This window comes from Pseudonocardia sp. Cha107L01, from assembly GCF_052566575.1.
Genome location: NZ_CP199579.1, coordinates 5,893,493 through 5,907,325 on the forward strand (window position 1 = coordinate 5,893,493; position 13,833 = coordinate 5,907,325).

The 13,833-nt window shown below is 70.6% G+C and carries 13 protein-coding genes; 3 read left to right on the top strand and 10 right to left on the bottom strand.

Annotated features, from left to right (window positions below; translation table 11 throughout):
* Window positions 1–11: 11 nt before the first annotated feature.
* Window positions 12–779: an SDR family NAD(P)-dependent oxidoreductase gene (locus ACTXG6_RS27575; RefSeq protein WP_445182295.1), complete on the bottom strand. Its 768-nt coding sequence runs from the start codon at window positions 777–779 to the stop codon at window positions 12–14.
* 460 nt (window positions 780–1,239) lie between these two features.
* On the opposite strand from ACTXG6_RS27575, the gene ACTXG6_RS27580 reads away from it, so the two are divergent.
* Window positions 1,240–1,920 (top strand): sugar transferase, encoded by a 681-nt coding sequence (locus ACTXG6_RS27580; RefSeq protein WP_445182296.1) that lies wholly within the window; start codon window positions 1,240–1,242, stop codon window positions 1,918–1,920.
* Window positions 1,921–1,962: 42 nt separating this feature from the next.
* On the opposite strand, the gene ACTXG6_RS27585 is transcribed toward ACTXG6_RS27580, so the two are convergent.
* From ACTXG6_RS27585 to ACTXG6_RS27625, 9 genes are all read right to left on the bottom strand, one after another.
* Window positions 1,963–2,424, bottom strand: a complete 462-nt coding sequence (locus ACTXG6_RS27585) for a MarR family winged helix-turn-helix transcriptional regulator (protein ID WP_445182297.1) — start codon at window positions 2,422–2,424, stop codon at window positions 1,963–1,965.
* A gap of 98 nt (window positions 2,425–2,522) precedes the next feature.
* Window positions 2,523–3,698 carry an MFS transporter gene (locus tag ACTXG6_RS27590; RefSeq protein WP_445182298.1) on the bottom strand — a complete coding sequence of 392 codons (1,176 nt, stop codon included), beginning with the start codon at window positions 3,696–3,698 and terminating at the stop codon, window positions 2,523–2,525.
* Window positions 3,699–3,790: 92 nt separating this feature from the next.
* Window positions 3,791–4,042 (bottom strand): hypothetical protein, encoded by a 252-nt coding sequence (locus tag ACTXG6_RS27595; protein ID WP_445182299.1) that lies wholly within the window; start codon window positions 4,040–4,042, stop codon window positions 3,791–3,793.
* A 40-nt stretch (window positions 4,043–4,082) separates the two neighbouring features.
* A complete protein-coding gene (locus tag ACTXG6_RS27600; RefSeq protein ID WP_445182300.1) occupies window positions 4,083–5,147 on the bottom strand; it encodes a tartrate dehydrogenase in 1,065 nt (354 codons plus the stop codon).
* 69 nt (window positions 5,148–5,216) lie between these two features.
* On the bottom strand, window positions 5,217–6,146 hold the full coding sequence (locus tag ACTXG6_RS27605) for a LysR family transcriptional regulator (RefSeq protein ID WP_445182301.1): 930 nt from the start codon (window positions 6,144–6,146) through the stop codon (window positions 5,217–5,219).
* A gap of 137 nt (window positions 6,147–6,283) precedes the next feature.
* Window positions 6,284–7,849, bottom strand: a complete 1,566-nt coding sequence (locus ACTXG6_RS27610) for a GMC family oxidoreductase (protein WP_445182302.1) — start codon at window positions 7,847–7,849, stop codon at window positions 6,284–6,286.
* On the bottom strand, window positions 7,846–9,432 hold the full coding sequence (locus tag ACTXG6_RS27615; RefSeq protein WP_445182303.1) for an APC family permease: 1,587 nt from the start codon (window positions 9,430–9,432) through the stop codon (window positions 7,846–7,848). Before ACTXG6_RS27615 ends, ACTXG6_RS27610 begins: the two co-directional genes overlap by 4 nt.
* A gap of 57 nt (window positions 9,433–9,489) precedes the next feature.
* Complete coding sequence (locus tag ACTXG6_RS27620) at window positions 9,490–10,956, bottom strand: aldehyde dehydrogenase family protein (protein WP_445182304.1); 1,467 nt, start codon at window positions 10,954–10,956, stop codon at window positions 9,490–9,492.
* Window positions 10,957–11,141: 185 nt separating this feature from the next.
* Window positions 11,142–11,882: an IclR family transcriptional regulator gene (locus ACTXG6_RS27625; RefSeq protein ID WP_445182305.1), complete on the bottom strand. Its 741-nt coding sequence runs from the start codon at window positions 11,880–11,882 to the stop codon at window positions 11,142–11,144.
* 184 nt (window positions 11,883–12,066) lie between these two features.
* Here ACTXG6_RS27625 and ACTXG6_RS27630 point away from each other — a divergent pair, with 184 nt between their 5' ends.
* Window positions 12,067–12,438: a bifunctional 3-phenylpropionate/cinnamic acid dioxygenase ferredoxin subunit gene (locus tag ACTXG6_RS27630; protein WP_445182306.1), complete on the top strand. Its 372-nt coding sequence runs from the start codon at window positions 12,067–12,069 to the stop codon at window positions 12,436–12,438.
* Complete coding sequence (locus ACTXG6_RS27635; RefSeq protein ID WP_445182307.1) at window positions 12,435–13,619, top strand: NAD(P)/FAD-dependent oxidoreductase; 1,185 nt, start codon at window positions 12,435–12,437, stop codon at window positions 13,617–13,619. The genes ACTXG6_RS27630 and ACTXG6_RS27635 overlap by 4 nt, the downstream gene beginning before the upstream one ends.
* Window positions 13,620–13,833 lie beyond the last annotated feature (214 nt).

Sequence of the window (13,833 nt, forward strand, 5' to 3'; positions counted from 1 at the left end):
GGTCGCCCTGTTCAGGAGGACGTCTTGTAGACGCTCCAACCGCCGTCCACCACGAGTGCCGCGCCGGTCACGAAGGAGGCGTCATCGCTGGCCAGGAACGCGATGGCGGCGGCGACCTCGGCCGGGTCACCGAGGCGGCCGAGCACCGTCTGTGCCGCGCTGGCCGCCCGCTCGTCGGGCCCGATGCCGTCCCACGCGGCGGTGAGCACCGGCCCGGGCAGTACCGAGTTCACCCGCAGGTCGGCGCCGTACTCGGCCGCGAGCTGCCGCGCCAGGCCGGTCAGTCCCGCCTTGCTCGCCGCGTAGGCGGGCCGGCCGGGGAGCCCGACCAGCGCATGCACCGACGACGTCAGCACCACCGCGCCCCGCCGGTGTCGACGCAGATCGCCGAGGCAGGCCCGGACGCCCAGGAACGCTCCGGTCAGGTTCACCGTGAGCTGGTGCTCCCAGGACGCGAGGCTGAGCTCGTGCGCCGGCAGCACCTCGACCGTGTAGGCGTTGTTCACCAGCACATCCACCGGCCCCAGCTCGGCCCGGCACCGCCCGACCGCGTCGGCCCAGGCCAGCTCCGAGCTCACGTCACAGCGGATCGGGACAGCCCGGCCGCCCGCCGCCGTGACGGTGGCACAGGTCTCGTCGGGCTGGTCCAGGTCCAGCAGGGCGACCGCGGCGCCCTCGGCGGCAAGGCGGTGTGCGGTGGCTGCCCCGATGCCCCGGGCCGCCCCGGTGACGACCGCGACGCGCCCGTCGAACCGCGCGGTCCCGGCTCTGCGCTCCACGTCGATCAAGCTACTAGCGCGATCACTCCACGGCGTGACGCGGCAACCGCTCGTTCGAGTGATGCTCTCAGAAACCTCAGTCGGGAGAACTCTCAGTAGCGAATCTCGTCATGAGAAGTATCTCAGTTGAGAACTAGCCGTACTCTATGTCACCCTGTAGTGGAGACATGTGCAGCCAGTCGATGGTGTGGCACTCAACGGGGAGCAGGAACGGTGGCAGTGGTCGAGATGGCCAGGTCCAGGCGGCAACGGGACGCCGCCGACCTCGTACTCGATCTACGTTCAGTCACGATTGTGGCCGCATTCGCACACGGAGAGATACCTCCGGCCGTCACGGTCGTTGAGATGGACAGCTCGGGTTCCACACGCTCGGTGCCGGCTACCGGTCCGGGTGCCCTGTGGAGCCCGATCTCGGCGGGGTACCGCCGCGCACGGGGTATCGCCAGGGCAGGAGGATTTGATGGTCACCCTCGGAGGTGACGCTAGGGACGCTGGTATCAGCAGCGCCTTCCTGGCGACGTCGTGGGAATCGGTCGCGCGCCGTGCGATCGACCTGACGGTGGCCGGGATCGGCCTGCTCGTGATGGCGATCCCGATGTTCGTGATCGGGATCGTGATCCGCTGTACCAGTGAGGGCCCGGCGCTGTTCCGGCAGCAGCGGGTCGGCTTCGGTGGACGGACGTTCACCATGTACAAGTTCCGCACCATGCGCACCGGCGTGGGCGACGAGATGCTCCGCGAGCTCATCGCCGCCGAACTGCGCGGCGAGGACACCTCGGTCAACGGCAGCTTCAAGTTGGACAACGACCCCCGGGTCACCAAGGTCGGCAACTTCCTGCGCAAGACCAGCCTCGACGAGCTACCTCAGCTGATCAACGTGCTGTTCGGCGACATGGCGCTGGTCGGGCCCCGGCCCTGCCTGGAATGGGAAGCCCGGATGTTCCCCGCCGAGTTCCGACCGCGGTTCTCGGTCCGCCCCGGCCTGACCGGCCTGTGGCAGGTCAGCGGCCGCAGCGCGATGGGCACCCTCGAGATGCTGCACCTCGACCTGGCCTACGTACACACCCGGAACCTGGTGGGCGACCTGTCGATCCTGGTCCGCACCGTCCCGGCGATGCTCAAGGACAGCACCGCCAAGTAGGCCCGCGAGCGGGCTCGGGACACCAGTGTCCCGAGCCGGCCGCTAGCCCGCGACGAGCGGCTCGCCCTCGGCCACCCCGATGGCGGCGACCAGGTGGGCCATCTCCGGGTTCAGCGCGGCCTCGGTCAGCGCCGCCCGCAAGGTGGCGTTGTGCTCCGGCCGGGCCCGGTCCAGCAGCTCGAACCCGGCCCGCGTGACCTCGCTGTAGATCCCCCGCCGATCGGTCGGGCACAGGTACCGGGCCAGCAGGCCGCGGTCCTCGAGCCGGTTGACCAGCCGGGTGGTGGCGCTCTGGCTCAACGCCATCGCGGTGGCCAGCTGCCCCATCCGCAGGTGGTGTTCCTCCTGCCGGGACAGCAGCTCCAGCACGCCGTACTCGCTCACACTCAGCTCGTGCCGGGCCTGCAGTACTCGCTCCAGCCGCGCCTCGATCCGGGCGTGCAGGACGGCGAGCAGCCGCCAGCCGTGCACCTGGGCCTCGACTTCGTTGTCAGCCAGCGACACGGTCTCCTCCTTCGGCAGGTCGGCCTTCACGGTAGCGCGCCACGATGACTACCCGCGTCCGCAACTGCCGGCCGACGCGGTACTTCGACCGCATCGGCTCAGCCGGTGACAGCGGCGGCGGCATCCGGCACCGGGCGGCTCGGTCGCACCGAGCCGGCCACCAGCACGACCAGTCCGGCGACGGTGACCCCGGCCCCCACCCAGAGCGGCGAGACGAACCCGAACCCGGCGCCGATGGCCAGCCCACTCAGCCAGGCGCCGAGGGCGTTGCCGATGTTGAAGGCCGCGATGTTGGCACCGGACGCCATCGTCGGCGCGTCCTGGGCGTAGCCCATGATCCGCAGCTGCAGCCCGGCCACGGAGGCGAACCCGACGGCGCCCATCAGCAGCAGCGACACGATCGTCATCACCTTGCTCTGCGCGGTCAGCGCGAACACCACGAGTACGACGGTCAGCAGCGCCAGAATCACCATCAACGAGGTGTTCAGGGCCCGGTCGGCGAGCTTGCCGCCGACGAAGTTGCCCACGAACATGCCAGCCCCGAACAGCACCAGCAGCCAGGGCACGGAGGTGGTGGCGAACCCGCTGACCTCGGTGAGCGTGAACGCGATGTAGGTGAACCCGCCGAACATGCCGCCGAAGCCGAGCACGGTGACGGCCGCGGAGATCCAGACCTGCGGCCGGCGGAACGCACCCAGCTCGGTGCGCAGGCTGGTCTCCGCGGGGGCCGGCGTCGGCGGGACCAGCAGCCGGATGCCGGCCAGCGCGACGATGCCGATGATCGTGATCGCCCAGAACGTCGAACGCCAGCCGAGCTGCTGACCGAGCAGCGTGCCCAGTGGCACCCCGAGGACGTTGGCCACGGTGAGCCCGGTGAACATCAGCGCGATGGCGCCGGCCCGCTTGTTCGGCGCGACCATGTCGGCGGCCACCACGGAACCCACGCCGAAGAACGCGCCGTGACACAGCGCCGCCACGATCCGGCCGACCATCAGCACCGAGTAGGTCGGCGCGAGAGCGGAGATCAGGTTGCCCGCGATGAACAGCACCATCAGCGCGAGCAGTACTTTCTTGCGGTCGAACCGGGTGATCGCCGCGGTCAGCGCGATGCCGCCGACCGCGACACTCAACGCGTAACCCGAGATCAGATACCCGGCGACCGGCTCGGAAACCCCGAAGTCCGCCGCCACCTGGGGCAGCAGACCCATGATCCCGAACTCGGTGAGCCCGATACCGAAGCCCCCCAGTGCCAGGGCGAGAAGCCCGATAGGCATGTCCAAACCCTCCGTCGCAGTGCGTCCGCCTTTATACGGCTTCTGCAATCATTGCGCGCGCCTTATATCGGCGCAAGCGCCCTTGACAGAGGTCACATCGGTGGGTAACTCACGCGAGCCGGGCGGCCAGCTCCTCGGCCACCTCGCCGGGCGCCTCCTCCGGCAGGGTCACCGCCGAGGAGGCGCTCGGGGATGCCATTGCCGGCGGCCAGGAAGAACCAGTGGTAGTGGCCGAGCCCGAACGCGGCGTCCGCGTGCCGGAAGACATGCCGGGTCGGCACGATGTCCAGTACCGCGAGCCGGGTCACGGCGGACGGCTCGTCCAGCGCCAGCCGGTGCCCCACTCGGGCTGAACTCCGCCGGCAGTGGTAGGGCCACGGGCGGTCAGCCGCCGAGGAACTGCAGGACGGCGGCGGTGAACTCGGTCGTGGTGGCGCTGCCGCCCAGGTCGGGGGTGCGCAGGTCGGTCTTGGCCAGCACGCCGGCGATCGCGGCAAGCACCTCGTGGGCGGCGGCCGGGTGGCCCAGGTGCTCAAGCATCATCGCGGCGGTCCAGATCGCGCCGATCGGGTTGGCGATGCCCTGCCCGAAGATGTCCGGCGCGGACCCGTGCACCGGCTCGAACATGGACGGGAACTCCCGCTCCGGGTTGATGTTGCCGGCCGGCGCCATCCCGATGCTGCCGGCCAGCGCCGCGGCCAGGTCACTGAGGATGTCGCCGAACAGGTTGGAGGCCACGATCACGTCGAACCGGGCCGGGTCGAGCACCAGCTTGGCGGCCAGCGCGTCGATGTGCTCGGAGTTCCAGCTCACGCCCGGGTACCCGGCGGCCCGCTCCGCGACGATCTCGTCCCAGAACGGCATGGTGTGCACGATCCCGTTGGACTTGGTCGCCGAGGTGAGCCGGTTGCCGCGCCGGGTGGCCAGCTCGAATGCGTAGTCCGCGATCCGGGTCACCCCGGCCCGGGTGAAGACCGCCTCCTGCAGCGCCATCTCCTCCGGGAAGCCGCGCCCGTAGCGGCCGCCGACCTCGCTGTACTCGCCCTCCATGTTCTCCCGGACCACCACCAGGTCGACGTCACCCGGGTTGGCGTTGCGCAGCGGGCTGGGCACGCCCTCGAAGACCTTGATCGGGCGCAAGTTCACGTACTGCCGGAAGCTTCGCCGGATCGGGATCAACAGCCCCCACAGCGACACGTGGTCCGGCACACCGGGCGCGCCGACCGCGCCGAGGAAGATGGCGTCGTGCTGGCGGACCTGCTCGAGGCCGTCCGCCGGCATCATGGCGCCCTCGCGCTGGTACCGCGCGCAGGACCAGTCGAACTCGTCGTAGCGGAACGTCACGTCGTGGCGGCCGCCGACGGCGTCGAGGACCTCGCGGGCGGCCGGACAGACCTCCTGCCCGATTCCGTCCCCTGGGATGACTGCGATGCGGTGGGTGCTGGACATGCCTACATCACATCAACTCCGGGCCGGGTCCGTCCAAGACGGGGTGCCGAACTACCTGATAGGCAGTGCCTACCGATCGGCGGGCTGGGCCGAGGGCACCGCCGGCGGCGCCCCGGGGTCGGCCACCACCGCGCGGGCAACGGCGAGGAACTCCCGCGCCGCCGGGGTCAGGCTGTCCGGGCGGGCAACCAGAGCCACGTCCAGGTAGGTCACCGGGTCGAGGTCCAGCACCCGGGCACCGGCGCGGCGGGCCAGCGCGGCCCAGGAGTCGGCGAGCACGGTCAGGCCGGTGCCACCCAGCACCAGCGGCAGGATCGTCTCCCGGTGCTCGGTCTCCACGACGACGGTCGCGCCCGTCGCGGCGGCCAGGATCGTGTCCACCACCGTCCGCATGCCGGTGCCCGGCTGCCCCGCGATCAACCGCTGCCCGGCCAGCTGTGCGTGCCGCACCGCCCGGTCCGTCGGGAACGGCGCGTCCGGCGGTGTGATCAGCACGAACCGTTGCCGGGCCACCGGGTGCAGCTCCAGGCCGCCCGCCGCGATCGGTTCCACGCTGGCCAGCAGACCGAGCTCGGTGACCCCGGTGCGCACCGACTCGAGCACGTCGCGCGCGGTGAACGCGGCCCGCACCGCCACCGAGACGCCGGGGAACCGCTCGGCGAAGCCGCCGATCATGCGGCTCAGCGGGTCCACGGCCTGCGACGGCATCGCGGCGATCTCCACCCGGCCGGTCACCAGCCCGTTCACCGCCTCGACGCTGGCCCGGGCCAGACCCAGCCCGCGCACCACCTCCCGGGCCGGCTCGACCAGCGCCCGACCGGCCTCGGTGAGCACCACCCGGCGGCCGAACCGGTGGAACAGGTCGCTGCCGAGATCCCGTTCGAGCAGCCGGATCGCCTGGGACAGTGACGGCTGGGCGATGTAGCGGGCCCGCGCCGCCCGGTTGAACCCGCCGTGGTCGACGACCGCCAGGAAGTACTCCAACTGCCGAACATCCATACGCGGAATCCTCGCGCAGCACGCCGCACCCTGGCGCAGCACGCACGGCACACACCGCCAGGTCGCGCCACGCAGGCCCCAACCTCGTGTGGCGACACGACGCTGTGTGCCGGGTGGGTGACGCTGTGCCGTGCGGGTCAGCTCCTGATCAGGTCGGCCGCCTTCTCGCCGATCATCATGCAGGTGATGTTGGGATTGATCGCCGGCAGGAACGGCATGATCGACGCATCCGCCACCCGCAGGCCCTGCACCCCGCGCACCCGCAGCTGCGGGTCCACCACGGCCATCGGGTCGCTGTCCGGGCCCATCTTGGCGGTGCAGGCCGGGTGGTAGACGGTGTTGTGGGTCTTGCTGATGTAGTCGATGATCTCGTCGTCGGTCACCCTGTCCGGCCCCGGGGCCAGCTCCTTGGTGATCCACTCCTTCAGCGACGGCTGCTCCGCGATCCGCCGGGCCAGCTTCACCCCGGTGAGCATCACGGTCATGTCGTGGTCCTCGGGGTCGGTGAAGTACCGAGGGTCGACCCGCGCCCGGTCCCGGAAGTCCCGGCTGCGCAGCTTCACGGTGCCCCGGGACCGGCCCCGGGTGACGTTCGGCGTCAAGCAGAACCCGTTGTCCGTGCTCGGGTAGCCCCAGCGGACCGTGTTCAGGTCGAACGGCACCGAGCCGTAGTGCATCATCAGGTCCGGCCGGTCCAGGCCGGGCTGGGTGCGGGTGAACAGCCCGATCTCCCACCACTGGGTCGACGTGGTGACCATCGGTCGGGCCGCGTCCCACATCACCAGGCCCTCGACGTGGTCGTCCAGGTTCTCGCCCACCCCGGGCGCGTCCACCAGCACGTCCACCCGGAAATCGCGCAGCTGGGCGGCCGGCCCGATGCCGGAGAGCATCAGCAGCTTCGGAGTGTCGATCGCGCCGCTGGACAGGATCACCTCGCGCCGCGCGGCCACCACGACCCGCCCCGGCCCGATGCCGTGCTGGTACTCCACGCCGGTGGCCCGCCGGTCCGCATTGAACAGCACCCGGGAGGCCCATGCCTCGGTGCGCACCTCGAGGTTGGCCCGCTTGCCCAGGATCGGGTGCAGGTAGGCGTGCGAGGACGACATCCGGGTGTTGTCCTCGGCGGCGTTGATCTGGAAGAAGCCGGCGCCCTCGCAGACCGTGCTGCCCTCGTTGAACTTCACCGTGGGCAGCCCGACCGCGGCGGCCGCCTCCAGCACCGCCACGCCGCACGGATCGTCCGGCGGGATCTGCCGCAGGTTCACCGGGCCGGACCGGCCGTGGCCCTCCCACGGGCCGTCGTTGGTCTCCAGCCGGCGGATCAGCGGCCAGCACTCGTCGGCGGTCCACCCGGTGCAGCCCTGCGCGGCCCACTCGTCGAGATCCTCGCGCGGCGTCCAGAACGCGATGCACGAGTTGTGCGAGGAGCAACCGCCGAGCACCCGGGCCCTGGCGTGGCGCAGGAAGGAGTTACCGCGCTGCTGCGGCTCGACCAGGTAGTCCCAGTCGTAGCCGGAGTCGAGCAGGTACATCCAGTCCTCGAGCCGCAGGATCGCCGGGTCGCCGACATCACTGGGGCCCGCCTCGAGCAGGCACACTGTCACGTTCGGGTCCTCGGACAGCCTGGCGGCCAGCGCGCAACCGGACGACCCGCCGCCCACCACGACGTAGTCGAACTGGTCGCTCGCCACGGCATCGGTCATGCCTGTTCCCCCAGCACCGTCGGGTCGATGTCCAGCTGCTTGGCCATGTGCTCGGGCAGGCAGCCGAGCTGGTGGCGGCCCTTGGCGTAGAACCAGCCGAGCCCGATCGCCACGATGGCCCCGATGAAGATGAACGCGATCCAGCGCAGCGCCCCGGAGCCGTAGACCGCCTCGCGAGGCCAGGCCAGGTTGATCGCCATCCCGGCGCCCCACAGCACCGCGATGACGTTCACCGGCAGCCCCCACCTGCCCAGCGAGAAGTAGCCGCTGCGCTTGCCGTCCGCGTCCGGCCACTCGCCGCGCAGTCGCTTGATCAGCAGCGGGCCGGTGACCAGCACGTAGGCCACATAGATCATGATCACCGCGACGCTGGTGACCGCGGTGAAGATCTCCGGGGTGCCGATGTTGACCACCAGGATCAGCACCGAAGCGATGCCGATCACGATCGCCGGCACCACCGGGGTCTTGCGCTTCGGGTCGATCTTGGCCAGCGTCGCTCCGGCCGGCAGCGCGTTGTCCCTGGCCATCGCGAACATCAGCCGGATCGCCGCCGTGTGCACCGCGAGGGCACACACCGTGACCGCGACGACGGCCGCGATCAGGAAGACGGTGCCGACGCCGCCGCCGAGCGCCTGCAGGACGATCAGCTGCAGCCCGCCGCCGGCGGTGCCCAGCTTGGGGTCGTACAGGTCGGGCGCGGCGAGGATGCCGAACATCAGGATCAGCCCGCCGAGGATGAACGAGGCGATGACCGCCCGTAGGATGGCCGACGGGGCGGTCCGCCTCGGGTCGACGGTCTCCTCCCCCAGCGAGCTGGCGGTGTCGAAGCCGTACATGACGTACGCCGAGGCCAGCGCCGCGACCAGGAAGGCGCCGAGGTATCCGAACGGGTGGGTGGCCCCCAGGTCGTGGGTGTCGAACAGCACCGACGGCGGGTTGACGATGTTGATCCCGAGCAGCACCACCAGCAGCACGGCCGCGATCAGCTCGATGAAGACCCCGGCGCTGTTGATCCGGGTCATCAGCTTGACCCCGAACGCGTTCACCATCGTGGTGAAGCTGATCAGGATGGCGCCCCAGAGCACCGCGTCGAGCCCGAAGCTCGCCCCGGTGCCGTCACCGATCAGCTGGAAGCCGGCCCAGATCTGCGGCAGCGTGATCTGGTACGACAGCGCCACGGCGGCCAGCGTGACCACCGACGCGGTGAACATCATCCAGCCGGCCAGCCAGGACGTCGCCGGCCCGGCCAGTTGTTTGGACCAGTTGTAGACCGAACCGGCCACCGGGTAGCGCCCGGCCAGCTCGGCGAAGCACAACGCGATCATGAGCTGGCCGATGAACACCATCGGCCACGACCACCAGTAGGCCGGTCCGCCCAGGCCGAGTCCGAAGTAGAAGAGCTGGAACGTGCCGGTGAGGATCGAGATGTAGCTGATCCCCGCCGCGAAACTGGCGAACTTGCCGATCGAGCGGTCCAAGGACTGGTTGTAGCCGAACTCGGCCAGCCCGTGGTCCGCCCCGTCACCGTTCGCCCCGCCAGGCCCCGCCCCAGCCGAGCCCGACCCGTCCTGTGTCGCGGTCATGGGTAAACCTCCGTGTCCTACTCGAGCCTGTCCTGCTCGAGTACGTCCAACTCGAGCTCAGCCCTTGAACCACCTCAGCGGCGCGGGCGCGGTGTTGTGCCAGATGTGCTTGGCCTCGCGGTACTCGGCCAGTCCGGTCGGTCCGAGCTCCCGGCCGTTGCCGGAGCGCTTGAACCCGCCCCACTCGGCCTGGGGCACGTAGGGGTGGTAGTCGTTGATCCACACGGTGCCGTGCCGCAGCGCGGCCGAGACCCGCTGCGCGGTACCCATGTCGCTGGTCCACACCGCGCCGGCCAGGCCGTAGTCGGTGTCGTTGCCCAGCTCGATGGCCTCCGCCTCGTCGCTGAACCGCTCGACGGTGAGGATCGGGCCGAAGGTCTCCTCGCGGATCACCTTCATCCCGCGGTGGCAGTCGGCGAACAGGGTCGGGCGGTAGAAGAAGCCCTTGTCCAGCGCCGGGTCGTCCGGGCGGTGCCCACCGGCGACCAGCCGGGCACCTTCCTGCTGCGCCGACGCCACATAGGCCTCGATCTTCGCCCGGTGCGCGGCGGAGACCAGTGGCCCGGACTCGGACTTCGGGTCCAGCCCGTTGCCCAGCCGGATGCGCTCGGCGCGGCGGCCCACCTCGGCGACGAACTCGTCGTGCAGCGAGTCGGCCACGATCAGCCGGGCGCCGGCCGAGCAGACCTGGCCGGAGTGCAGGAACACCGCGGTGAGCGCGTAGTCGATCGCGGTCTCCAGGTCGGCGTCCGCGAAGACGATGTTGGGGTTCTTGCCGCCGAGCTCCACGGCGACCTTCTTGACCGTGTCCGCGCTGGCCCGGATGATTGACTGGCCGGTCGAGAGACCGCCGGTGAACGACACCAGCTCGACGTCGGGGTGCGACACCAGCGGGGCGCCGACATCGGGCCCGTCGCCGAGCACCAGGTTGACCACGCCGCGTGGGGCGCCGGCCTCCTCGAGCAGCTGGACCAGCTTGATCGAGCTGAGCGGGGTGACCTCGCTGGGTTTGATCACCACGGTGTTGCCGGCGGCCAGCGCGGGCGCCACCTTCCAGGACAGCTGCAGCAGCGGGTAGTTCCACGGGGTGATCAGCGCGCAGACCCCGACCGGCTCGTAGACCACCCGGCTCAGGACGTTGGCCATGCCGGTGTCGACGATGCGCCCGGGGTCCTGGTCCGCCATGCCCGCGTAGTAGCGGAAGACGGCGGTCACGTCGTCGATGTCGAGCTTGCTCTCCACCAGCGTCTTGCCGGTGTCCAGCGTCTCGATGCGGGCAATCTCGTCCTTGTCCCTGGTCAGCAGGTCGGCCACCCGCAGCAGCAGTGCCTTGCGCTCCGACGCGGGGGTGCGGAACCACTCGCCGGCGAACGCGGCCTTGGCGGCGGCGACCGCGGCGTTCACGTCCTCGGCGTCGGCCAGGTCAACGGCCTGCACCACGCTCTGGTCGAAGGGGTTGATCACGTCGTCGCGCCGCGCGGCGTGGCCGTTGGTCCACGTCCCGTCGATGAACAGGCTCGGCACGACAGCTCCTTCGAACAGGGGAATTGTGTTGCAAGTGGTACAACGCGGCGTGATATGTGCAACAAAGTGGAACTGTGATGGACCTGGGTCGATCCGTCAAGAGATGAGCTTGGACTCCCTCGCCGGAAAAATCGACCGCTCGGCGAATGACCCCGAATGACCCCCGAATGACGCAGTGCGCCGGGTCAGCGGTGCGGGAAGAAGCCGAGCCGCACGCTGATCGCGTCGGCCCCGGCGAGCAGTCGCTCGGCGATCGAGGGGAAGTCGTCCGTGGTCAACCGGTAGGACGGGCCGGAGACGCTCACCGCGCCGACCATCTCTCCGTCGCCGGCGAAGATCGGTGCGGCCACCGAGTTCAGCCCGACCTCCAGCTCTTCGCGGCAGCAGGCCCAGTCCCGCCCGCGCACGCCGGCGAGCTCCTCGCGCAGCGCGCGCGAGTCGGTGACGGTGTGCTCGGTGTAGCGCTCGAGGCCGCCATCGAGCACCTCGGCCACGGTCTCGGCGTCGGCGTAGGCCAGCAGCACCTTGCCACTGGAGGTGGCGTGCAGCGGGGTGCGCTTGCCGACCCAGTTGCGGGTGGCCACCACCGTGCTGCCGTGTTCCTGAGTGATATTGACAGCCGAACCTGAGTCCAGCACCGCGATGTTGACCGTCTCACCGAACTCGCCGGCCAGCCGGACACACACCGGCCGGCCGACCTTCGTCAGGTCCAGCTGAGCACTGGTGGCGCCGGCCAGCCGGATCAGGCCGAAGCCCAACCGGTACTTGCCGCGCTCCTCGACCTGCTCCACCAGCTGGCGGTTCTCCAGGGCAACTACCAGCCGAAAAGCGGTCGACTTGTGCACGTCCAGGCTTTTAGCTATCTCAGTCACGCCGGAGCTGCCGTGTTCAGCGAGATACTCGAGGATCGTCAGCGCTCGGTCCACCGACTGGACCTGCGTCGTCGACCCTTCCGAGTCTCCCCGCTTGCCTGAACGCCTGTTGTCCATAACGCAACTCTAAACATCAGACGCATCGACGTCTCTCTGGACATTGACTGCGGTCCCCCCGTCCGGGCATCCTGTTTCACATAACACACGCTGTTGTCTATTACGGAACAGAGGTTGCACGATGATCCCTGTGGGCGCGCTCGCCGACATCCCCATCGGTGAGGCGATCCGGGTCGAGGCCGACGTCCCGATCGCGGTGTTCAGGGTCGCCGCCGAGGACTCGGACGGTGCGGACAGCACGGTGTACGCGATCGACGACACGTGCACCCACCAGAAGGCGTCCCTGGCCGACGGCTGGCTGGACGGCTGCATGGTCGAGTGCCCGCTGCACTCCGCCTGCTTCGACCTGCGGACCGGGCTACCGGACGGCCCGCCGGCGAAGGTGCCGGTGCGCACCCACCGGGTCGTCGTGGTGGACGGCATGGTGTACCTGCAGGTCCCCACCGCGGTACCGGCCACCATCGACTCGGTCCCGGAGGAAGAGGTCGCGTGACCGCCTCGGTCACCGTCGTGGGGGCGTCGCTGGCCGGGGTGTCCACCGCCAGGGCGCTGCGTGAACAGGGCTTCGACGGGCGGCTCACCGTGGTCGGCGACGAACCGCACCCGCCGTACGACCGGCCACCGCTGTCCAAGGACTACCTCGCCGGCACCGTCGAGCGCGCGGAGTTGGACCTGCTCACCAGCGCGGACGGCGCGCTCGAGGTGGACTGGCGGCTCGGGTGCACCGCTGTCGGGCTGGACACCGCCGCGCGGGCGGTCCTGCTGGAGGGCGGCGGGCGGCTGGTGTCGGACGCCGTGGTGATCGCCACCGGGGCACGTGCCCGGCGGCTGCCCGGCCCCACGCTGGCCGGTGTGCACACCGTGCGGACCGTGGACGACGCCACCGCGCTGCGCGCCGAGCTGGTGCCCGGCGCCCGGCTGGTGCTCATCGGCGGCGGCTTCATCGGCGCCGAGATCGCCTCCACCGCGCGCGCCCTCGGCGTCGATGTCGTCGTGGTGGAGGCGCTGGCTACGCCGCTGGCCGGGCCGCTCGGCACCGACATCGGCCGGGTCTGCGCCGGGTTGCACGCCGACAACGGGGTGCGGCTGCTGACCGGCGTCGGCGTCGAGCGGGTGCTCGGCGACGGCCAGGTCCGGGCGGTCCGCCTTGTCGACGGCCGCGAGCTGCCGGCGGACGTCGTCGTGGTCGGCATCGGGGCGACGCCCTGCGTGGGCTGGCTCGCCGGTTCGGGCCTCGCCATCGACCCGGTGGGCGGCGGCGTGCGCACCGATGCGCACTGCGCCACCGACGTCGCGGCGGTGCTGGCGGTCGGCGACTGCGCGTCGCCGTACCGCCGCTATGCCGGCGGGGCACTGCGGCTGGAGCACTGGACCAATGCGCTCAAGCAGCCCGCTACCGCCGCGGCCACCCTGCTCGGCCAGCCCGGTGTGCCGTCGGCGGACCACGAGGTGCCGTACTTCTGGTCCGACCAGTACGACTCGCGCCTGCAGTTCGCCGGGCACCGGGCGGACGGTGACCAGGTCGAGATCGTCGAGGGCGACGTCGAGACCCGCAACTTCCTGGCCGTGTACCGGCGCAATAGCGAGCCGGTGGCCGCGTTCGCGATGAACCGCCCGCGACCGTTCGGCCGCTGGCGGCGCGACCTGGCCAGCCGGGCCACCGCGCCCGTCTGACCGCACCCGCCCGGCCCTGACCTCAGCTGGGCCGGAACGTCCCTTCCCGCGTACCACCCGCCAGCCCAGAGGGGGCCTTGTGGACACCAACACCGCGCTGCCCACCAGCGTCGTGGACACCACCGCGACTCCGCCGACCCAGGCCATGCCCGCTCCCGTGCCCGCCGCCGTGCCCACCACCGCGGTCCCGACCGACACCGTCCCGACCGACACC